This is a genomic window from Heyndrickxia camelliae, assembly GCF_002844575.1.
Taxonomy (GTDB): Bacteria; Bacillota; Bacilli; order Bacillales; family Bacillaceae_C; genus Margalitia; species Margalitia camelliae.
This window is the reverse complement of sequence record NZ_PIQO01000001.1, coordinates 332,935-355,931: the sequence shown is the minus strand read 5'-3', so window position 1 is coordinate 355,931 and position 22,997 is coordinate 332,935. Positions and strand designations below refer to the sequence as shown.

17 protein-coding genes, 1 tRNA gene and 2 pseudogenes are annotated in these 22,997 nt (G+C 33.7%); 6 read left to right on the top strand and 14 right to left on the bottom strand.

Features of this window, described 5'->3' with window-relative positions:
* Positions 1–137 precede the first annotated feature (137 nt).
* The 4 genes and pseudogenes from CWO92_RS01755 to CWO92_RS01740 form a co-directional block, all read right to left on the bottom strand.
* Positions 138–770, bottom strand: coding sequence for a TVP38/TMEM64 family protein (locus CWO92_RS01755; protein WP_101352777.1), 633 nt, complete (start codon positions 768–770; stop codon positions 138–140).
* Between the two features lie 174 nt (positions 771–944).
* Positions 945–1,412 (bottom strand): annotated as a pseudogene (locus tag CWO92_RS01750) (response regulator transcription factor); the annotation flags it as partial.
* Positions 1,402–1,992 (bottom strand): class I SAM-dependent methyltransferase, encoded by a 591-nt coding sequence (locus tag CWO92_RS01745; RefSeq protein WP_101352457.1) that lies wholly within the window; start codon positions 1,990–1,992, stop codon positions 1,402–1,404. The pseudogene CWO92_RS01750 and the gene CWO92_RS01745, both read right to left, overlap by 11 nt.
* Before the next feature lie 787 nt (positions 1,993–2,779).
* A complete protein-coding gene (locus CWO92_RS01740) occupies positions 2,780–3,952 on the bottom strand; it encodes a DNA/RNA non-specific endonuclease (RefSeq protein WP_235851545.1) in 1,173 nt (390 codons plus the stop codon).
* A 715-nt stretch (positions 3,953–4,667) separates the two neighbouring features.
* On the opposite strand from CWO92_RS01740, the gene CWO92_RS25820 reads away from it, so the two are divergent.
* A complete protein-coding gene (locus CWO92_RS25820) occupies positions 4,668–5,087 on the top strand; it encodes a hypothetical protein (protein ID WP_101352456.1) in 420 nt (139 codons plus the stop codon).
* A 990-nt stretch (positions 5,088–6,077) separates the two neighbouring features.
* Here the strand turns inward: CWO92_RS25820 and CWO92_RS01730 are convergent.
* The 4 genes and pseudogenes from CWO92_RS01730 to CWO92_RS01715 form a co-directional block, all read right to left on the bottom strand.
* Positions 6,078–6,911 carry a nuclease-related domain-containing protein gene (locus CWO92_RS01730; RefSeq protein ID WP_101352455.1) on the bottom strand — a complete coding sequence of 278 codons (834 nt, stop codon included), beginning with the start codon at positions 6,909–6,911 and terminating at the stop codon, positions 6,078–6,080.
* Positions 6,912–7,353: 442 nt separating this feature from the next.
* Positions 7,354–7,426, bottom strand: a tRNA-Val gene (locus CWO92_RS01725).
* A 249-nt stretch (positions 7,427–7,675) separates the two neighbouring features.
* Positions 7,676–8,761, bottom strand: a complete 1,086-nt coding sequence (locus CWO92_RS01720) for a glycosyltransferase (protein ID WP_101352454.1) — start codon at positions 8,759–8,761, stop codon at positions 7,676–7,678.
* Positions 8,762–8,878: 117 nt separating this feature from the next.
* Positions 8,879–9,954 (bottom strand): annotated as a pseudogene (locus CWO92_RS01715) (NTTRR-F1 domain); the annotation flags it as partial.
* A gap of 260 nt (positions 9,955–10,214) precedes the next feature.
* Here CWO92_RS01715 and CWO92_RS01710 point away from each other — a divergent pair.
* Positions 10,215–11,624, top strand: coding sequence for a glycosyltransferase (locus tag CWO92_RS01710; protein WP_101352453.1), 1,410 nt, complete (start codon positions 10,215–10,217; stop codon positions 11,622–11,624).
* 72 nt (positions 11,625–11,696) lie between these two features.
* On the opposite strand, the gene CWO92_RS01705 is transcribed toward CWO92_RS01710, so the two are convergent.
* Positions 11,697–12,389 (bottom strand): N-acetyltransferase, encoded by a 693-nt coding sequence (locus tag CWO92_RS01705; protein ID WP_101352452.1) that lies wholly within the window; start codon positions 12,387–12,389, stop codon positions 11,697–11,699.
* A gap of 63 nt (positions 12,390–12,452) precedes the next feature.
* The gene (locus tag CWO92_RS01700; protein ID WP_101352451.1) at positions 12,453–13,436 is read right to left on the bottom strand and encodes a glycosyltransferase family 4 protein; all 984 of its coding nucleotides are present in this window, start codon (positions 13,434–13,436) and stop codon (positions 12,453–12,455) included.
* Positions 13,437–13,573: 137 nt separating this feature from the next.
* On the opposite strand from CWO92_RS01700, the gene CWO92_RS01695 reads away from it, so the two are divergent.
* Positions 13,574–14,575 (top strand): DUF4855 domain-containing protein, encoded by a 1,002-nt coding sequence (locus tag CWO92_RS01695; protein WP_101352450.1) that lies wholly within the window; start codon positions 13,574–13,576, stop codon positions 14,573–14,575.
* A gap of 86 nt (positions 14,576–14,661) precedes the next feature.
* Here CWO92_RS01695 and CWO92_RS01690 read toward each other — a convergent pair whose 3' ends face one another.
* The 4 genes from CWO92_RS01690 to CWO92_RS01675 are packed head-to-tail and all read right to left on the bottom strand — an operon-like array spanning position 14,662 to position 18,776.
* Entirely contained in the window at positions 14,662–15,645 is a 984-nt protein-coding gene (locus tag CWO92_RS01690; RefSeq protein WP_101352449.1) for a glycosyltransferase family 4 protein, read from the bottom strand.
* Between the two features lies 1 nt (position 15,646).
* Complete coding sequence (locus CWO92_RS01685) at positions 15,647–16,591, bottom strand: NAD-dependent epimerase/dehydratase family protein (protein WP_101352448.1); 945 nt, start codon at positions 16,589–16,591, stop codon at positions 15,647–15,649.
* A gap of 1 nt (position 16,592) precedes the next feature.
* Entirely contained in the window at positions 16,593–17,672 is a 1,080-nt protein-coding gene (locus CWO92_RS01680) for a Gfo/Idh/MocA family protein (protein ID WP_101352447.1), read from the bottom strand.
* Positions 17,673–18,776: a DegT/DnrJ/EryC1/StrS family aminotransferase gene (locus CWO92_RS01675; RefSeq protein WP_101352446.1), complete on the bottom strand. Its 1,104-nt coding sequence runs from the start codon at positions 18,774–18,776 to the stop codon at positions 17,673–17,675.
* 357 nt (positions 18,777–19,133) lie between these two features.
* Here CWO92_RS01675 and CWO92_RS01670 point away from each other — a divergent pair, with 357 nt between their 5' ends.
* From CWO92_RS01670 to CWO92_RS01660, 3 genes are all read left to right on the top strand, one after another.
* Positions 19,134–20,420, top strand: a complete 1,287-nt coding sequence (locus CWO92_RS01670) for a nucleotide sugar dehydrogenase (protein ID WP_101352445.1) — start codon at positions 19,134–19,136, stop codon at positions 20,418–20,420.
* 607 nt (positions 20,421–21,027) lie between these two features.
* A complete protein-coding gene (locus CWO92_RS01665; RefSeq protein ID WP_101352444.1) occupies positions 21,028–21,999 on the top strand; it encodes a Gfo/Idh/MocA family protein in 972 nt (323 codons plus the stop codon).
* 532 nt (positions 22,000–22,531) lie between these two features.
* Positions 22,532–22,954, top strand: coding sequence for a hypothetical protein (locus tag CWO92_RS01660; RefSeq protein WP_101352443.1), 423 nt, complete (start codon positions 22,532–22,534; stop codon positions 22,952–22,954).
* Positions 22,955–22,997 lie beyond the last annotated feature (43 nt).

Sequence of the window (22,997 nt, the reverse complement as noted above, 5' to 3'; positions counted from 1 at the left end):
ACTTGTGATATGGTTGGTTCAACATATCTACCATCTGTAACAAGTTTAATGGCTTTTGCATCTTCCACATTATTTTTTGTCGGTTTTTCCAATTAATTTAAAGCTAATATCAAATATGTTATTAACACTAGTATGCGCTATATTTTCTGCATCTGCTTAACCTTGTTCCAAACTTTTATAGATATCATAGCGATCAAAACAAATGAGATGATAACTAAAATGATTCCTACTAAAGACTCTCTAAGGCTGATTCCAATTATGCTATATAATATCATTAAGGGGATATTCGCAAAAATTATAGTTAAAATGTAGGTAGAATATTTTAACCTTACTGCTGCAGCTAAAAAACATATTACATCGGATGGTGCTATTGGACAAATGATTCCCAGTACTAAAAACTTATAAGTGTAAGTTTCTAATAAAGTTTTTAATTGTGGATGCTTACTCTCCAAATACTGATTGATTCTTGTACTGGAACAACCTCTTGAGAAAATATAAACGATGGTTTCACTTAAAACCATCCCGATCATGGATAATATGAATCCAAGTAATGGATGGAAGCATATTCCCCCTAAAAACATAAGTGTTGCACCTGGAATCAACATAAAAAGCCTAACTATCCACAGAGCAATAAATAGTAACATTGCATATTTGGTATTTTCAGATATAAATTCTTTTAACACACTTATATCCAGTGATAGTAAATGAAATTGCTTTAATATATATAATGCTACAATCCATAAAGCTATAATGAAAATTTTCTTTTTCAATTTCTCACTCTCCTCGCTTTCCATACGTTCATGATAAGCAATGAGAATTAAGAAACACTCCATAAAATTCTTAAGGATTCTTAAGTTTATACTCCAAGAAAAAAGCTTATCCCATAAGCCATTATATATGTATTGATTGTTCAACAATAAAGCTCATCCAACCATTTCTATATTCCTTACTTCCTTTTCTCGAAACCACACTAGTCGTGTATCTGTATTTATGGTCAAATCACCAATTTCAATGATATTTTTGGTGTTGATTGTTTCCGTATTGTATTTTTTATACCTTCTTAATTGGGATTTTACCCTGGCAATTAATTCTAATGGATTAAATGGTTTGGATAAATAATCGTCAGCACCAGAAGCAAGCCCCTGAATTTTATCTATATCTTCTGATTTTGCAGAAAGCATGATAATGGGCATATTTCGTTCTTGCCTAATCTACATACACGCTTCAATTCCATCCATGTTAGGCATCATAATATCCAAAATAATAAGACCAAACCCTTTCTCTTCCATTAGTTTTAAAGCTTCAATTGCATTCTCAACCTTTTAAGTGTGCATACCTTCATTTTCCAAATAAACGGAAATAAGATTTCTAATATCCTTGTCGTCATCCACAATAAGAATTTTAGACTCCATATTTTCTCCCCCTATTAATTTGCGGACTAGAACAGTTAAAAACATATGCTGGTGGCAAATTTCTAATTTCTCTTTTCACATCAATTTTAGTAAAAAACTGTTCAATAAATACCTTCTTAAATTTAGTGTATTGGAAAGTAATGAATTCTCCATCCTTTTTTAAGATTTTGGTGGTATTTATTAAAATTTGTATAGAAACGTTTTTTGGCAAACTTGCAAAAGGAAGACCAGAAATTACATAGTCTGCATAGGGAATACGATAGTCCTTTAAATACTTACCAATATTTTCTGCAGATCCATTTACAATGAATAAATTCTTTTCCTCTTTAAATTTTTCTTTCAATAATAAATAAAACTCTTTATTGTTTTCGACTAATAAAATAATGGTCATTGGATTTCGCTTTTCAAGTAACCTTTCAGTGAATACACCAGTACCTGGTCCATACTCGACAATATATTTAGCATTCTTAAAGTTGATTTTTTCTACCATTTTACTTCCAAGAAACTTTGAACTAGGAAGTATTGCACCAACTGTTCTTGGATTAACTATATATTGAAAAAAGAATAACCATCGCTTCATATTTGATCACTCCAATGATTTGAATTTATATTTATACTTTAGAATCCAAATCTGAAGAAAATGGAGCAAAATTCCTTAAGAATTCTTAACTTTTGAATATGCTCTTAAAAAACAGTTTATCCTAAGGACAGAAGAGCATTCTTAAACGGATTAAGTTTATAAATAAAACCCAACATCAATATCGAATATCATATACACATTCTATAAACCTGAATAATGTACAAACAGATTAAATATGAACTGTTTAACATTTAAGTTTTTCTTTTTTAATACAATCTGCTGTTTATGGTAGATTTAACCTTTCTTTCAGAAAAAAATACCCACTTTAATAGCAGGTATTTACATTTTTTAAGTATTATTAAAACTATGGGGAGGTGATAAAAATAAAAATACAAAACACTTATGAATCAGAGCAAACCGTTAAATGGAAACGAATCCTTTTTATTCACTTTTATTTAAAATTCAAATCATAGATAAGGATTTTCCATATCATCTAATTTTGCTTCCACTGTAGCTTTGTGCAAAATAAACCTTAGGAGCATCCACTTCGCCGCAAAAAAATTTTTCATTATTCCCCTAGTAAAAATAAGAAACTCGTCGCTTCACCATCAATTAGAAGATCACACCTGGTGATGAAAGCTGCTACTTGAAAAAGACACATCCACTTTCCTAAACTATTTTATTGGAATATAGACAAAGTGAATATTTAAAGCAGTGAACCCAATCAATACTCAATCTCTTTAATATTAAGGCAAAAAGACCACTATAAGTGGCCTCATTCTTCTTATTATTTTACTACTAAATGTTTTTTAATCGTTTCTCCATTGACGCTAATCATAACATTATAAGTTCCGGGTTTTGTTCTTGTACCAACTTCCCAAATCCAACGGATATTACCTTTATTATCTGAGGTTTTCGGCTCTAAACCTGATGCATGACTAGGACCGGAGGAGTAATCTACTTCAATAGTACCCTGTACATTCGGTTTTGTTTTAACTGACACAGTTGCTTTATCCCCAGGATATACTGTTAATCCACTCGTAGAAACACTGGTAGTGTTATTATTTGAACTACTAGTGTCTCTATTGATTGTACTTGAAGTTGTCTTATTATTTATTGTTGCAGTAGATTGTACGCTTGAAGAACCATCAGTGTAATTTATGGTTACACCTTGCTCAACATTAAAAATATAAACATTAAATTCCACCTCATTATCTTCTATACTCTTTGCTTGCATATGTACGCCTCTAGCTACCAGTTCATTTCCCCTAAATATAGGCTCTACCTGATAACGGATATGATGGTTTGTTCTTTTTAAATAAGAAGCAACCTTGTTTTCATAAATAAGCATGTCAGGATCATTAAGGCTTCTTGTTCCTGTCATTAAATTTTTAGGATTATTATTTTCACCTGTCAGTTGAAAACCAATAAGGTGAGAACGATTATATAGCCATTCCGTTTTTCCATTAACCTTAATTTTTTTATTCTTCCATCCTGTAGGATTAACATAAAGTGGCTCTCTATCTTCTGTAGGCATAAGAGATTTAGATAACATTGCGTTCGCTACACCGACTCGATTTAAGGAATCTACATTAGAAAAGGATTGCCAACTGCCTTTAGATAAGCTTAAGTCGCTTTTAGAAAAAGTAGTGCGATTGTTATTTAAGATAATAACTTGCTTTCCCTTATATTCTAAATCAGCAAGTGTTTTATAGCGATTTCCTATACTAGCTTTATTGGTTGCAGCAGTATCCTTTTTTGCATTTGCTGAACCTTTCATTTGCGAAATTGAATTTTCACTAGAGCTTTGTGTAGTGTCTGTTTTCATATGTGCGGTAGCTGTTGTTTTTTGATCAATAGGTTTTGATTGGTTATTCATATCACTACAAGCACTAACCGTTGAAAACATAAGAGCAAATAATAACACAAAAAAAGCTTTTCTTAATTTGAAAATTTTCATAATTATCCCCTTATTAATTGGTATATTTTGCAAAACAGAGTTTGCAATTCTATTTGTCTATCATTATACAAAATTATGTTACCAAGAGGCTTGAAGGTTGACAAACAATTATAATATCTGAAAATAGTAAATAAAAAGACTCCTTATATAAGTAGAGTGCTTCTAGAAACGCGGACGTTCTAATAAAATGGAGGAAATAAAGTGATGGCACCTGAAAATGGTCAATTAATAATAATATATAGGAATTAATATGTAAAAAAAATCCGATCTGAATTTAAATTCTTTAATTAGATTAATTATTGTATTAGGTCTTTGTTCTTGCTATTTTTTTGAATTGTATAGGCTTACATCCTTTTTCATTTTCAATCAATTGTTAATAAGACAACTATTATTTAACTGTCAATGTTTTATCAACGGTTTCATCATCCTCAACTTTCCACTTGCCTAAGTTTGTCTTGGATACAGCAGGGGTTCGAGTTGCCTTAGAAATAATTCACATGTAACAGTGAATTTCAAATAGACTCGTGAAAGCCAATGTAATTTGCCCAGTAATAATTAAGAATATGCAATGAATCGTTCGAAAGTTTATTTCGAATCGAATGAGATAAAAAACAAAAATCTCTTAACTTTTCTATGTTATCCCAATAATGTCCACATTTGTAATTTACATTTTTTAAAGCATTTCGTATAATTATGGAAATATGAGAGGTGAATTATGCAAAAAAGTTTATTTATTCGAATACTGTGTGTGTTTATTTCTTCACTGATTTTTTCAGTTTTATTGTTTGTTATAGGCTATATTAATGAACCAAGTCCAGTTCCTCCTGAGCCAGGAGTAGTAGATATGACCCCGCCTGTTTTAAGTACATTCTTGGTTATACAACTTTATGCCATTCCTATATTTTTGATTTTAGGTATTCCGGTATCATATTTAATTGACTCTATTTGCAAACTAATAAATTTAAAGACAAATATACTCATATATTTGTTTAAACTTCTTTTATATTGTATTGCTGCAACTATAATTTATAAAACGTTATTTAATGATTTCTTTCTTAGTTTTCTACCAGTTCTTACATACTTTCACGTTTTGCTTTTCTTAGAAAAGTTTCTTACCCGTAAATCATTACAGTAGGGAAAACGTCCTTAGTGTTAATTTTTTTCGGCGGACTAGCATCGTTCCCATATATAAGACTATATTTCTTGTTTGTTTAGGCAGTTTTTACGCTAATTCGTTGCCTTTCGCAAAATTTTTCCTCGTCGTAATAACGGTCTAGTCCGCGTTCCATAGTTGTCCCTCGTTACATTATAAACATTGTATTTGAGGGCTCGTGCTGTCTATTACTCCTCGTGAAAGAGGCGCTCCATGGTTTGCGAGGCATATGACTTTCTATCGAAATTGATTTTATTTTCGGGTACTAGTTCTTTAATCTGTTCAATAGTGAAGCTTTAAACTGTGGAATGCTCACCTTTCCATTCTTATCTATTGGCTCCGGTATTCTTACTGATTTCATATGAAAATAGAAGTCGTTTAACAGTTCCACGCCTTACCCATTCACATCTTTCCGTCGATTAATTAATTCATTCATACGAAATCACGAAAATTCTAAGTAATATAGATGGTTGCATTGATTGCTTTATTCCGTGCCAATAGAGGTATTCTATAAAATGATGTAGTTTTCTTCGTACTGATTAAGCGTTCGCGGCGCACCTCCCTCCGACTTTTTAATTACCATCAATTGCAGGAATAAGACATTTAGTTTGCTAACGATACCTTACCAGTTAACCTTTTGTTTTTAATCTTTTTCTTCGACATTGTTCAAGGTCCTTTCGTTTCAGTCACTCGGCATTAATTACCTCCACCTTGACGTTAATAGGATCGTTCCCTGCGTTTAATCCAAGGTTATGTCAACAGGAATTAAAAACGCTAGAAATGCCGTCGTAACAGCGTTTCTAGCGTGGTATGATTCTGACTTGGGGACCCCATTGGGGGCTCGAACCAGCCTATAAATGCTCATGTAGTTTTTCATCATGTTAAAATAACGCGCGTTGCTAAATTCATTATAGATTTTCTTTGTTTTTAGTCATAATATTCACCTATGTATTATTATTCTCTTGAATTTCACTACCTCTTTTGATGCTCATAACAATAAACATTTCCATTAAATCGATTTTCATTTGATAAGCAGAACTGCTTCACTTTTTCTGATACTTCTTTACCACAAGTTTTACAAACTGCTCCTGTCTTTTTATTTTCAGATTTATCTACATCACGGTTCTTCTTTAACAATTGAACATGTTTCTGTCTTATCTCTGAATCTGTTATATTAGCCTGAGATAATTCATTGTACATATATAGAATCTCTCGTTCAGTATATATTTCCGATTTATGTTGAAGCTTGAGTACATTAATTTTCCTATTAATAAATTCCGATAACTCGATATCATAAACAATCAAATCATTCGATTGTATTTTTCTTAGCTCCTCGTTAACTTTAAAAGTACTTCTTCTCGTAAAGGAAACTATTGACACAACATTACTGTCATCAAGTTCATTTATAATGGATTTAATAGCTAGTATGTGTCCGTAATTTTGATTAAAAGGATTTAACATCGGAAACTTACCATTTACAGACCATTTCGCTCTCATCCTATCTCCGTAAATTGTTCCAGCGTAATTCTTTGTTTCAATAACAAAGACTGCAAATGGAGTAAAAACAACATGGTCAATTTGGGAGTAGCCCGACTTTGCTTTGGGATTTGGAATAAGTATGTCGCTTAAGTATTTACTATTTTTAGGTAGCTGGTCTAATTGAATATTTATTTTGTATTCTCCTAAGTCTCCGATTCTATTAGATGTTATCTTTGTTTTTTCTGTATGAACATTTTTATTGTTGACTTGCCTTTTTGACTTATCACTTTCTTTTTGCGAAAACTTAGAAAATAATTTAGATAGCATTTTATATTTACCCCTTCATAATGATTGTTTCATATTATATATCGGATAAATTTTCCAAAACTAAAATAGTACATAGCTCTATATATATTTAATAGAAAAACTATGTACTATTATTAATTTATACACTCCTCCACTTTGCTTATATAACGATTTTAGAATGGTTTAAAGAAGATATTCTACCATTTTTTCATGACTTGTATCATACACATGCTAGTTTAATGCTTCAACAAGGAGAAAATATTTAGGTAATATCAGAGCAACTCTGGACACATTTTCACACATTTCCTAACAAGCAAAAAGAAGCATCCTTTCCGTTTGTAAATCAACTATTTAATATATATTTAGTTGGCTTTGTGACCCAGTGTGTAAATAGTGAATTCTTTCATAAAATTAAAAGAGCTATAAACCTATTATATCAAGGCTTATAGCTCTTTGGTTGGTATGATTCTGACTGGGCTCGAACCAGCGACCCCCACCCTGTCAAGGTGGTGCTCTCCCAGCTGAGCTACAGAATCATCATATTAGTGCTGGGTAATAATTAATATATAATGGTTATGAAAAATTGTCAACAATTATAAGATAATTTCCCATTAATCATTTTCATTAAAATCATTTTCATTAAAATTATTTTCATTAAAATTATTTTATTAATAAATAAAAACACCTTGATTTTCAACATAAAAATAGAAAAAATCAAGGTTTTTATTGGAACAAGTATGGATCACAATTAAAACTACCCATTATATAACAAATCTCCATTTGATTTAAACTGTCTTTTGGCCGAATTTACTTTCTAATAAACTTTTGTTATACAGAATTCTTTGATCTTCAGGTCTATATTTTCTAGCACTTTCATTGTGAAAATATGCGCTTTCAAAATCTCCAATATTATAATAACAAACACACATTTGAAGATGTGGATACCATGTATAATAGGCTGGATAGCTAAAACTCCACTGTCCTGAATCTGGGATTTGCTGAGTAGCTAAATTGTACCAAAATATAGCAGTTTTATAATCTCTTTTGAGCTGATAGTAATATCCTATTCTACTACAAGCTTCTGGGCGAGGAGTTTTAGAAAATTCAATGGATTTTAATAATGATTTCAATTCATTTTCAACATCTCCTAGAAAACGATGGCAATCAGCTTTATTTATACATGCATATACTTTATCCTCAATCCACCCGTCAGTCATTCCTATATTTTGTTCGTATGCTTCAATTGCTTTTTGATAATGTCCATTTTCTCTTAATTCATTCCCATAGTAAAAATAATCTCTAGCCGAAAATTTATCACCTCTATCGATTCTATTTTGATAAATATTTAAGGCACGACCCACTGAATGTCTAATTTTTTTATGCGTTACAGAGATATCAGATTCGATAATTTTCCCGAACACTTCCAAATATTGATGGCAATCACCTTTCCATTTAAAATTTTTTTCTCTTTTAACAAGTCTATTTCTCCTATATCGTAATGTTACATTGCCAAATTCATCAGTTCCTGCATCGTAATACATTGAAACAGAATCCACAGATGGATCTAGTGTCTCCTTCAATAATTTCAACTTTTTTTGATCCTCTTCAAGTAAGATATCATCTGCATCAAGATATAAAATATAATCTTTTGTCGCATATTTAAATGATTCATTTCTTGCTGCCGCAAAATTACCAATCCATTCAAAAAAATACACACGATCTGTATACTGTTTTGCTATTTCAACCGTTCTATCTGTGGATCCAGTATCAATAATATTAATTTCATCTACAATATCTTTAACCGTATCTAAACATCGCGCTAAAACCTCTTCTTCATTTTTTACAATCATGCAAAGGCTGATTTCAACCAAATTATTTCTCTCCTTTCTTCTAAATTCTGCAAGTTAAAACAAAAAAGTGTGCTTGACTAATAAAAATGGGGGAAACTATCCCCCATCTAAAACTTCCCTTATGGTGTTTCATTAAGGGCCTGTTGGTCCGGTTGGGCCTGTTGCTCCCGCTGGGCCGGTCGCTCCCGTTACTCCCGCTGGACCAGTTGCTCCTGTTGCTCCCGCTGGGCCAGTCGCTCCCGTTGCTCCCGCTGGGCCAGTCGCTCCCGTTACTCCCGCCGGGCCGGTCGCTCCCGTNTTACTCCTGCTGGGCCAGTTGCTCCTGTTACTCCTGCTGGGCCGGTCGCTCCCGTTACTCCCGCTGGACCAGTTGCTCCCGTTGCTCCCGCTGGACCGGTTGCTCCTGTTACTCCTGCTGGGCCGGTCGCTCCCGTTACTCCCGCTGGACCAGTTGCTCCTGTCGCTCCGGTTGGGCCGGTTGCTCCCGTTACTCCCGCTGGGCCGGTTGCTCCCGTTGCTCCCGCTGGACCAGTTGCTCCCGTTGCTCCCGCTGGGCCGGTCGCTCCCGTTGCTCCCGCTGGACCGGTTGCTCCTGTTGCTCCCGCTGGGCCGGTTGCTCCTGTTGCTCCCGCTGGGCCAGTGGCTCCTGTTGCTCCTGCTGGGCCAGTTGCTCCTGTTACTCCCGCTGGGCCTGTTGCTCCCGCTGGGCCGGTCGCTCCTGTTGGACCCACTATACCTGTACCTGCTACATTTAATAAATCAATATCATCTACTAATACATTTGAAGTTCCTGGCTCAGGCAATACATTTATCAACACTAATGCTTGAGTGGCAGTAGGTGGAGCAGGTGATGTTGTTTCATAGATTTCTAACCAAGTATTATTCTCGGCATTTGGTAATCGGTTAGATGGAATAATAGTAATTAGACCATCTTCGAGAAAATTAAAAGATGCATCTAAATACACTACTACAATCACTATTGTAGGACTTGGTGCAGCTCCAATTTTAGAAAACGAAGATAAAAATTTAAAGCTTTGTCCTGGTTCTACAGTAACATATTGAAAAATAAAAGAATTTGATCCTCCACCGGTTAATTCAGCACTAAAGAAGCCTGAATGGGAAAATTGTGAGTTTATCGTAGCATTCATTCCAATAAATGGTGCAAGGGTTCCAGTCTCAAATCCTCGATTCACAATGAAATTCTCGATAGACATGAATTCACCTCCATTTCATTATGAATTTATTCCAAGCATCTAATGTGTAGATTGTGTTGGAATATACGATATTCTATGCATTCTCTATTAGTATAGAAACGACAAATGCTATATGTCTTTCAACCATTTTTATAGAAGTAGGAAAAATCTAATTATCATTAGATAGGGCACTTCTCAGTTTCCCATTTCTCCTTTTTTCATATGATATCTATGTAAATAAATTATTCTGTTTCGATAAACTAATAAAAGGAGAAAATAAAATGGAAGAAGTTAAAAATCAGATTATTAGGTTAATAGAATTAGATGACTTAGATAAAGCAAGACGAATGATAAATCAATTGGAGCAAGATACTTATTTAAGTACCGATGTTTATTTTTTAAACGCGTTATATTACATTAAAATAAGAAATTTCGATAATGCGTGGCTGTGGTTGTGGAGAGGACTTTATGATTATCCTGAAGATCCTATACTGAATGAATGGATGGCAGAAATTCTAAACCTTCAGGGAAGGAAACAGGAATCCTATTCTTTCTTGGAGAACATAAGCAAGATTGGTAACACATTCAAGTATCCGACCGATTTAATACCTAACAATCGTTTTAATGCGGTCTATGATCAACACCATTTACCCCCACATACCCTAAAGAATAAGCTTAGAGTATTACAAGGAACTATGGAGATAGCAAATCAAATGAATACGCTATCAAATGCTCTATCAAAAATGGGAGTTTACTCCAAGACCTTTAATTATTACCCATTTTATTTGAATTATCAATCTGACTATACATGGCCTTTGATTGGATATAGGAGTTCTCCTTTATTAAATAATAAGCAAAGAAAACTAGCGGAAGATATTCTTCCAAATTTTGATCTCTTTCATTTTCACTTCGGAACAAGCATGACATTTGATTATTCAGATCTCCCATTATATAGACAAAATAATAAAACCGTAATAATGCACCATTGGGGAAGTGATATTCGATTACTTTCTAAAGCATTAGAACTTAATCCTTATAGCTTAGTTAAAAATCAAGATGAAATTCAAATACAAAACAGATTAAATATTTTAACAGAGAATATCTCTCATTGCATAGTTCCAGATATGGAATTATATCAGTATGTGAAGAATTACTATGAAAATGTTTATGTGATACCATCTATGATTAATGTAGATTCTTATGTGCCTTCGATTCAAAAACAATCAAGCCACAGTCCACTTTTAATCGTCCATGCTCCTACTTCTCCATTCATTAAAGGTACTCCATATATTCTGAAGGCTATCGAAACACTAAAGTGTGATTATCAATTTGATTTTCAATTAATACAGGGAATGTCTCATACAGATGCGAAAAAATTATATCAAAAAGCTGATTTAATTATTGACCAACTTCATATAGGAAGTTATGGACTTTTAGCAGTTGAGGCAATGGCTATGGGAAAGCCTGTTATATGCTGGATTAGTCCTTTCATGAGAGAGCATTATCCAAGTGATTTACCTATCATTTCAGCAAACCCAGACACTATTACAAATGTTTTGGAGAATATTTTAAAAAACCAAGATCTATTGCAAGAACTTGGTTTAAAAGGGCGAAAGTATATTGAAAAACACCATGACTACAAGAAAAATAGTTTGAAAGTACTGGAACTTTATTACTCTATTCATAATTAATATGAAACCCACATGAATTGGCATACCCCTTCAGATTTTTCGTTTTTTTATATAAAGTTTACCTTATTAGAACTATTTAATTACTCTTCCCGGATTTCCAACAACTGTTTTTCCGGCAGGCACATCTTTTGTAATAACAGCCCCTGCTCCAATAATAGCATTTTCGCCAATTGTTACTGCAGGCAGCAATGTAGCATTATTTCCGATTTTGGCACTCTTTTTAATGATGGGTCCTTGATGTTCAAAATTTCCCATCCCCATATACTTGTCATTCGAGCTCGAGCAACAAGGACCAATAAATACATCATCTTCAATTACCATGTCCGCAGTAATATAGCAGCCCGTTTGGATGGTCACTTTCTTTCCAACCTGTGTATTGGTCTCAACCATTACATTCCGGCCCACAATACTATCTTCCCCTATTGTCACCTTTTCACGGATGCTAGTTAAATCTCCCACGAATACACCTTTTTTCAATTGAACATTTCTGTATATGACACTATTGCAACCAATGGTTACATCATCCTCTATAACTAATGGAGTAAGATTTCTTTCTGGCTTTCTTGCCATTTTCTTGTTAGAAGAGGGTGATTTCCCCAATTGCGTCAAATCACCTATTTGGACACCGTTTCCTATAACGGTATCCCTTTTGATTACTACGTTATGTCCAATTACTACATTATCACCTATCGATACATTATCTTCGATTACTACATTTTCACCTATCTCGACATTCTTTCCCAGTTGTACAGTATTATTAACCATGAACATTCTCCTTTTTACTACCAATACAATTTTGTTCCTTATGAACTTATGAGCGTATTTTAATTATAAAAGTTCATAAATTTTGATAAGATCATCTACTACATTTTTAACAGAATGATATTTTTCAACATATTCCCTGCTTTTCATTCCGATTTCATGACGTAAAGAAGGGTTTTGAATTAGTTTCAGCAACACTTCATCAAGATTATCTGGAGTTGCCTGAACGATAGGAAGATCTGCAGGAAAATGTTCTCTAACGTCATCTCTTATATATGCAACAACCGGTTTGCCCATTGCCATTGCCTCAACACTTAACATTCCGTATGATCCGCATAAAAGTTGATCGATAATAATGTCGGATTTCAAATAGGTTTGCATGGCTTGTTCATGAGAAACCTTTTCAAGAATCTGATACGTAAACGGACTTTTCCCTTGAAGTTTCTCAATGGCTGCTTCTACATAATCAGAACCTTTAAACTCTCGATTAGTCGGTGCATGAATGATTAAAGGATTATCATTGTTTACTGATGGATAGACAGGTTGAATCTCATCGATATTACAAGCAAGCGGTAGAATGAATACTTTTTTATAATAGTCTTTTACATATTGGTATACCTCATGATCCTGTACAATGGCTACATCAATATATTGCGAAAGAAACTTAAGTTGCTTATCAATTTCCTCATCTGTATAGTAGGATGGCGGTAACGGGTATGGATTTAGTTCCCTTACGATTCCATCCTTTCGGACATCACTGCCCCAATGATGCATTACTAACTTTTTGCCTTTTTCTTTTAGCATAGGAATATCCGCGAAATCCGTTAAAAAAGTATTCGCGTTATAAAAATGAAAAATATCCACATTGTCTATGAGAAATTGAAAATCCTTCAATATCTCAAATGCATCTGTGTTCAGGATTCCACCTTTATAATTTAGAAAAGTGTGAAATCCATTGAATCCAGCAACTTTGTGACCTTCTTTTCTTAATTGACGGGTTAAAATACCCATTTGACCTGCTATTTCAGTAGGTGCATGAACTATTTTCATCTTGATCTCTCCTTCCTCTATATTGTATTCATGGCATAAATTTTTGTTTGGTTAATTTCACTAATAGAGTAGTGACTATACGAATTCTTTATTGCTTTCATATACTATATGGAACTTTAAATTTTGGAGGGATATAAGTGCAAAACGGATATATGACGGCCAAGGAGCTTGGAATCCAAAATCACATATGTGTTTTACCCTATGGAGAAAATTCGGATACTGGAAAACCTCTATGGTCAACTGTAGATTTAAAACCATATCAATCTTATTTAGTAAATGGTCGATCAGCAGATCGGTTATTTCGCGGATTCATTTTCAATCCAATCAACGGTAGAGAGGAGCATTATATTCATCCCATTTATGCTGATTTTGGGGAATTAGCAGATATAGAAGATTGGAAAATTGCTCTAGAAAGATTATTTACAAATGATTATAATTTAGATGCTCTCGCCATTAATACAAAACCCGGTTTCAAGACAGATGTTTGGGTAACAATCCCATATCCGAATCCATCACAAACCAATTTCGGGACAGTAAATGACAGAGAACTTAATTTCAATAATGATGCAGACCGCGAGGAGGCAGTTAAATGGTGGATTTTAAATTTCCAAAATAAATGGAACCTAGCCACATCTCTTCACGAAGCTCTTTCATTTAAAGGCTTTGTATGGCAGAGATCTTCTATTACTGCCAGTGATGAAAATCTTGTAAAAAGCACTAACCAATTTATTCGCAATAATGGTTTCCTATCCTTATGGCTTCAACAATATGGATCATGTGGATGTCCTGATTGGAAAGAATTTGGTTTCGATGCTTCATGCACAAATCCCAATTTCTACGGAAACACAGATCAAGATTTTTCATGGATAGCTAATTCAACTGTATTTGCCAACTATTATCGTTTAGGTATGCAAATCTTCTTTGGAAAAGGTGATTTGTTTAAAGACCGACATTTATACGATTATTTAAATTATGGCATTTACAATAATTATATGAATGATAGTCTACTTGTATATCAGTTTCCAAATCAGACGATGCGGGAGATTTATGAAAACAATCATGATCAATACATTGCCCTATACTCCTTTACGAGAAAAACTTATCAGCCAGTCTACCCAACTGCTGCCTTTCCAGCATAATTCATACAAAAAACAGTGCACAAAAGGACTATATCCCTATGTGCACTGTTTTTTTATCTGAAATTCACTTTAGAATTTCCTGTTAATTATAATTGCGAATAAATCTCAAGCAATTTCTCCGCAACCACATCATGTGAATGAACATTCTCCACATATTTTCTCCCTTTTATTCCCAGGTCTCTACGTAATTCAGGATGCTCAAGAAGTAATTTGACATTATCATATAATGTATTCGGATTACTATTTAAGATTGGTAAATCGGAAGGAAATCTTCCTACAAGGTCAGGACGAATATAAGCAAGAACAGGTTTTCCTAACGCCATTCCTTCTACACTGAAAAGCCCATAAGATCCACATAAAAATTGATCAATAATAATATCGGCATCTCTATAAAGCTTTATTGCTTCCTTATGATTCATCTTTTCCACTATTATATAATCAAAGTCATATTCTTCTTTTAATTTTTCAATCGTTTTTTCAACATGGATGGTACCTTTAAATTCCCGATTAGTCGGAGCATGTAACAATACTGGGCGTTTCTTCTCTAATGACGGATAACTCGGCTCAAAGAATCTTAAATCTATTGCAATAGGTAACACATGAACCTTTTCATAATAGTCTTTTACATAGTCGTACACTTCATGATCCTGAACAATTGCATCTTTAATATAGGGAGTAATTTTCATCAGCTTTTCATGGATTTCCTCATTAGGAGGTGAATCTCCTGTATAAACAAAGGGATTATTCACTCGGGCACGATCATGAAACCTTACATCATTACCCCAGTGATGCATAACCATTTTCTTGTTTCTTTTCTTGAGTTCCGGCAAATCGGAAAAATCAGTGAAAATCGTGCTGCCATAATGAAAATGGAAAAGATCAAAGGTTTCCATAATTTCTTCAAACTTTTCTTCAATTCCCGGCTGATCAGTATTAACTAAACAATCTTCATAACCGAGGTAGGAATGAAAGGTATTATAGCCGATGGAATAATGTCCCTTTTTATTTAATGCGCTGCTTAGAATCCCCATCTGACCTGCAATTTCAATTATTCCATGAAATATGTTCATCTTAATCCCCACCATGTAGCCAAATATAGGTTTTTACCAAACCGTCAATTAATGAATGACGATTATGCCAATGTAGTTCTTCTTTGATTTTATCTGCATGGATGCAACGACGCTGCACCACATCTACTTTCCTTTTAGGTTCAAATTTTAATGGAACATCTTCACAGTTAGTTACTTTCTGAATGGCCTTGGCAAGGTCCAGGACACTCGTTTCTATACCCGTACCTACATTATATACTTGATTGATGGATTTTTCTGAACTGGCGGCTAATAGTACTGCATCCATTGCATCCTCAACATACGTAAAATCTCGTGTTTGTGTACCATCTCCATATATAATCATAGGCTCATGACGATCTACTGCTTCAAAAAACTTTGCTACGACTCCACAATATGGATTAGATGAAAGCTGCCCAGGTCCGTATACATTTGAAAATCGTAAAATAGTGATTGGCATTTGGTACATTTCATAATATACATGGCAATAATGCTCAACCGAGAATTTACTTGCCGCATATGGGAGTTTAATATTGTAATAGGATTCAGGAGTTGGCATAATTGGAGATTGACTATAAATCGATGTGGTGGATGCATAAATAAATTTCTTTAAATCCGGGCAACATTCTCGAGCTTTTTGGAGTAACAAATACCCCCCATACAGATTCGTTTGAAAATCATCATCCATATTCTTTACAGACAGAACAAGATTTTTACAGGAAAAATGAAAAATGTATTCTACTTTTGGTAATACTTCCTCTAACAATTTACCATTCGTAACACTATCCTCATAAAAAGTGATTTTGTCAGAAGATGGAATGGCGGCTCTGTTTCCTGTTGAAAGGTCATCAATGATGTAAATATGGTTACTTAATGGCAACAACTTCTTAACAAGTTGAGAACCTAAAAATCCAGCTCCTCCAGTTACTAAAACATTTGAAAACCTCATCTTATATTTCCTCCTTCCTTTTCATGTTTACCGTTGAAAATGTTTTTATTGGTAAGTGGACTGTATTTTTAGTTAATGATGATTGATAAATACCAAAGATAATTTCAAGGGCTTTTTTTCCTTCAACTCCATCTAGAAGTAATTGTTTATCCGGCTCATTAATGGCTTCCATAAAATTCTTATACATGTACACCTGCTCGTTTGTGTCCTCGATAATCCTTGATATATCACTTAGATTCGTTTCCTCACCTTCGATATACCAACGTGAAATTTTATTTAATGAACGGCCTTCTATAGAAATGGTCCCTTTTTCTCCAAATATAGATAATGAATATCCAAGATTATTAGGTTGAGTTACAATATTTGCTTCAATCAATCCTTTGGCTTGATTTTGAAAATGAATGATACCTAGAGCTACATCTTCTGTTTCTTTAATATCACTATTACTGCTAATTTCACCATAAACTGTCTCTACATCTCCTAAAAACCATTGAAGCAAATCGACTAAATGTATTCCTTGATTAATTAACATCCCTCCATCAGTTTCCCAATTCCCCCTCCATGCTGCTGCTTTATAATAATCTAATGAACGATTAATTCTTATAGAGGCAACGCCAAGATATGGTTTCCCTATCTTGCCTTCTGAGATCACTGATTTTATTCTTTGCATCAACGGTCGAAAGCGAAGCTGATGACATATCATTAATTTTCTATTTTGCACCTTTGCTAGCTCGATTAATTGATTTGACTCTTCAAGGGACAGAGCTATTGGCTTTTCAAGAATTACATGTTTTCCCGCTAAAAGAGCATTTTTGCACATATCAAAATGAAATCCGGATAAAGTTGCGATTACCACGGCATCTATTTGTGGATTCATTAACAAATCTGTATAATCCTCAAAATATTTCACTTCTTTTGGTTCTCCACTTTCCCTATGATATATATTCACAGCTTCTTCCATCCGTGCTCTTTGAATATCACTTACTGCTATTAACTCTGCCTGCTCACATTTCGCTATTGCAAGCAAATGATTTTTCGATATAAACCCACACCCAATTAAACCAAAGTGTATTTGAGTCATTTAGTTTCCTCCGTTCTGCAAGAGAATGGATATAATGAAATCTTGTTCACTCTCCGTTAAATACGGATGCATCGGGATAGCAAATAGTTCTTTTGATAAAGATTCTGCAACCGGAAAATCTCCCTTTTGGTAGTTTAAGTTCTTATACACTTCCTGTAAATGAAGGCAACAAGGATAATAAACACCGGTTTGAATCTCAGCAGCTCTTAATGCTTCCATTAATTTCTCGCGTTGCTTAGAACGAATACAGAACAGATGATAAATATGCTTTCGATCATTTTCTTCCTTCGGTAATTGTATATGTGAAGCTCCGGAGAGATATTTCTTATAACGATCCGCCCAGTCTCTTCTTTTGGAATTCCATTCCTCTATTTTGTTTAAATTCACGAGTAAAATAGCTGCATGTAATTCATCTAATCTACTATTATATCCAATTCTGTCATGATAATATTTTTTAGTTGTTCCGTGTGCACGCAGTTTCCTAAGATTCTCTGCAAGTTTCCCATTAGAGGTTGTAATAATTCCTCCATCCCCCAACGTTCCTAAATTTTTCGTCGGAAAGAAGGAAAAACAAGCTGCATCACCTAGACTACCTACTGGTTTCCCCTTATAGATTGATCCGAATGCCTGACAAGCATCCTCAATAACCAGAAGATCATATTTCTTAGCAAGGCTATTTATTTCATCCATGTCTGCAGGTTGCCCGAACAGATGAACAGGAATAATTGCTTTTGTCGCTGAAGTGATTCTTTTTTCTACATCAGAAGGATCAAGGTTAAAAGTATGTGGATTCACATCTGCAAAAACAGGTGTTGCACCTACGCGCGATATACTTTCAGCACTTGCAAAAAATGTAAAAGGTGTTGTGATAACCTCATCACCTTTGCCAATTCCAAGCGCTTCTAATGTAAGCACAAGGGCATCTGTACCATTAGCGACCGAAACAGCCTCGGAAACATTCAGTTTCTTCGCTATTTTTTTTTCAAGCTCTTCCACCTTCGTTCCTAAGATATAATTGCCACTGTCGATTACCTGCTCAATTTCATGTAAGATATCATCTTTAACATGTTGAAATTGTCGCCCTAAGTCTACTAGATTAATCATAATTCATCTCCCTGACTCTACATAAAATAATTTCGCTCCAAATGAACACAGCCATTAGGAACAATTTTATTAGCAAAAGTTTATATTCTCCATAATTTATGAGCGGATATTATATAAAGACACGGCAAGAAACACTATAATTTTGTTTTTCTATACATTTTCCCCACAATGATTTAAAAACCTAGTTTTTATTGGTCACTCTAGCAAACGCCCTATTTGTCTCGCGCTTATTGATCATATGACACTTATATCAATGCATTTGCCTTTTTTCACATTTGGTGTTGTTTGTCTATCCCATTCTCTTATTCTTTGAATAGTGTAAAAGGAATTTATATTTAGAATCGAGGTGGTAGATTTATGAACCATAAAATTGCCGTGATTGGCCAAGGGTATGTAGGACTCCCATTGTCTATCATGCTTGTGGAAAAGGGATATAATGTTATAGGTATTGATGTAGATGAAGCAAAAATTAACTCTTTAAATAATTCGAAAAGCTATATAGGAGATGTCACTGATAATCAACTACAAAAAGCCAATCTGAGCAATCGATATAAAGCAACCACGAACTTTGATGTCCTATCAGAGGTCAATACAATTATAATTTGTGTTCCAACACCGCTTACTCCCGAGCATAATCCGGATTTACGTTTTATCATAAATGCTGGAGAGGCTATTCAAACAAGACTGAAAAAGGGGCAATTAGTAATCTTAGAAAGTTCTACTTATCCTGGTACTACAAAAGAAGTATTATTGCCAATCCTTGAAAAAAGTGGGTTAAAGGTTGGAAGTGATTTTTATTTAGCAAATTCACCAGAACGAATCGATCCAGGAAATAAAAAATTTAAAGTGGACGAAATCCCTAAAGTAGTAGGTGGAATAACAGATGAATGTAAAAATATGGCCGTTTCTTTATATGGAAACATATATAAGAAGGTTATACCAGTTTCTACTTCCGAAGCAGCGGAACTAACAAAATTATTAGAAAACACCTATCGTTTTATAAATATTTCCTTTATAAATGAAATGGCAATTCTAAGCGATAAGTTAAACACCAATATTTGGGAAGTTATAGAAGCGGCGGCAACCAAACCATATGGATTTACACCATACTATCCAGGCCCTGGTATTGGTGGTCATTGCATACCTGTTGATCCTCTCTATCTCCAATGGAAATTACAGCAATTAGAAACCGATAGTGAATTTATCCTATTATCTGATTCAACCAATCAAAGAATTATAGACTATATTATTAAGAGGACGGAAGAACTATTGGGGGAAAATAAACCATTTGATTCCTCCACTATTTTAATTTATGGCGTAACATACAAGAAAGACATAGCAGATACGCGTGATTCTCCTTCCCTAAAGATTATAGAAAAATTAAAACAAAAAGCTGCAAATGTCCTGTACCATGACCCATATATTCCTACTATAAAAATTGGAGAAGAGCTATTCGCATCAGTGGATTTAACAGATGATCTAATATCACAATCTGATTGTGTCCTCATTTTGGCTGACCATTCTAATATCCCTTTAGAAAGAATTCTAACCCATGCTTCATTAGTTTTTGATACAAGAAATGTTACAGGGAAAGTAGAAGGAAAGGCTAAAGTCATCAAACTCGGTGATGGAAGCAAATTGTGAAACATGTATTAAAAAAGGTGCTTCGTCAGAATGCATTCATTCTTTCGAAGCACTATTTTTATTAAAATTTATCTTCTCAAATAAATAGAAAGACTATTTTTCCTATGCTAAAAAATCAACTTATGTAGCTTAAAAATTAATCATTATTAAGTAATCCATTAATTTATATTTCCCCATAATTCAATACATTTTATGATATATACAGAAATGAAAGAATATAACAAAGTTTGAATACAAGGATTATTGCACTCTATATAGTTAAGATAAAATCAAATCACCTATTTTTCTACACAATTAGACTTACAGCGTTTCCACCCTTTAAACATTCGAATAAAATAGTTAAAGAAAGATTACCTACAAAAGGTTTCTGCTCTATAAATAAAAATGAGGCTCACAAATTTTCATCGATGGCTGCATATCTAAAACAAACGTAAATTTAGCTAACTGATCCTTAAAAATCTATATAAGATTTTTAATTCACAAAACCTAAAATAAGATTGAAAACCATGGAACACTATGGAGAATATTTTATTGAAAAAAAACGCAAAAATATGGACAATACTTGGACAAATATCATAAATAACAGGAACATGAGAGGTGAGAATCTTTGAGTTTAATTAAAATTGGAATCGCAGGACTAGGAACCATGGGAAAACAACATTGCAGGGTAACTAGTCTTCTAAAAGATACCGAATTTATTGGGGTGTACGATATTGATCCGATTAAATGTAAAGAAGTAGCCCTCTCATTCAATGTTATTCCTTTTAGCTCGTACGCCGAAATGCTCTCTGCAGTTGATGCCGTTATAATAGCTGTACCCACAACATTTCACTATGAATACGTGAAAGAGGCAATTTTAAAAGAGAAACATATTTTTATCGAAAAGCCTTTTGTAAGCAATATTCAAGAAGCAGAAAAGATTTTATCTTTATATCGGCAAAAAAATAATTGCTTGATCCAAGTTGGTCATATAGAGAGATTTAATCCGGTTATTGAATTAATTAAAAAATTTGTAGCAGCTCCAAACATTATAAGTATTGAAGCAAAAAGGCTATGTGAAACAGAGCGGAATCTTGACGTTGATGTTATTCTGGATTTAATGATTCATGATATTGACATTATCTTAAATCTAGTAGGCAGTAAATTACAAAGTATTACCGCTATAGGCTCATACTTGAACCATAACAAAAAAAATCTGGATATTGTTTATGCGATATTAACGTTTCAAAACGGAGTAATCGCTAATCTTGTCGCGAACAGGGTGTCCAAAGAATCATTAAGATCCATATCGATAACAGAAAAACAGCGGGTGCTCACGGCAAATTATCTTACTAAACAGTTGCAAATTTATACAAATATTAATTCGGATATACAAACACGCGATTTCACAGAGAATTCCATCGATACTATCAAAGTTCCTCCCACTGAACCCTTACAATCCGAAATACATCACTTTGTTCAATCAATTATCACCAATACTTTTCCTATTGTTGGACCTTATGAAGCTACGAATGCTTTATCTGTAGCTATGAAAATTAAAGAATCTATCCTTACAGGAGAAACCATTTATTTGACATAACAACTAATTTTTCATATAGGACAACTGTTATTAACCATTGTGACAAACTGTTTCCACACGGGGAACATTGTTTAGCGAAACGAAATCAATCTATGAATTCGTATTATATACAACTGCATTAACAACTCGTTTCAGTATCAATAGAAAAAAATCCTGTATCTGATCACCTTACTTTTGAAACGGTTGTAACCCCATTATCCTTTTGAATCACTATAACAAGCTTAGGTGTAACACTTGCAACTAGAACTAGTACTCTAAATTAGTTAATTTTTTAAAGAGATAGCTATTCGTCTATCTCTTTCTTTATTCCAAAGAGTTTCTATTTAGTAGCATTTCACCTAAATAGTTAAAATACATTCATAGCAAGTTGATAGTAATCGGTAATCTGTTTTTCAAGCAGTTAAGTAAACGAGTTATAGTATATTAATCCCTATTAAATTACAAAAATATACTAATTTACTATTTAATTAGCTGATGCTATTTAAATAAATGATGAATATCCTATATGGAATATAGATTGGAGGTGGAATGAATGGATCAGAAAAAAAATCAATCCCTTGGAAATTTTGAAATAACAATTAATGGAGAATCAATGATTGATAATGAAGGGAATTTTCAACAAGAGAAATTAGCGGAAATAACAGACGCATTAAGTAATAATTTACAAAATGCATTAAACACATTGAACGAATCCTTAATCACCAAATTAGAAAAACTGCATGCGAATCTGGTTCGACTTCAAAATACCGATCATACAGAATGGTTGAACAATTTAACTGTTAATTCAAATGTTGATTTATCAAATTTAGTAAAAGATTTACCAGTATTTGAACTTTCCAATAACGATGGAAAACTCAATTTCAAATTAAACAATAAGAGTTTATTTGAAATTGACTTAAATCAACCCCAAAACCCTATTATTCAAAATCAACAAATAACCTCAGATAATGGCTGATACTAACAAGCTTTTTTCTCATAGGATAATTATCAAAGAGATA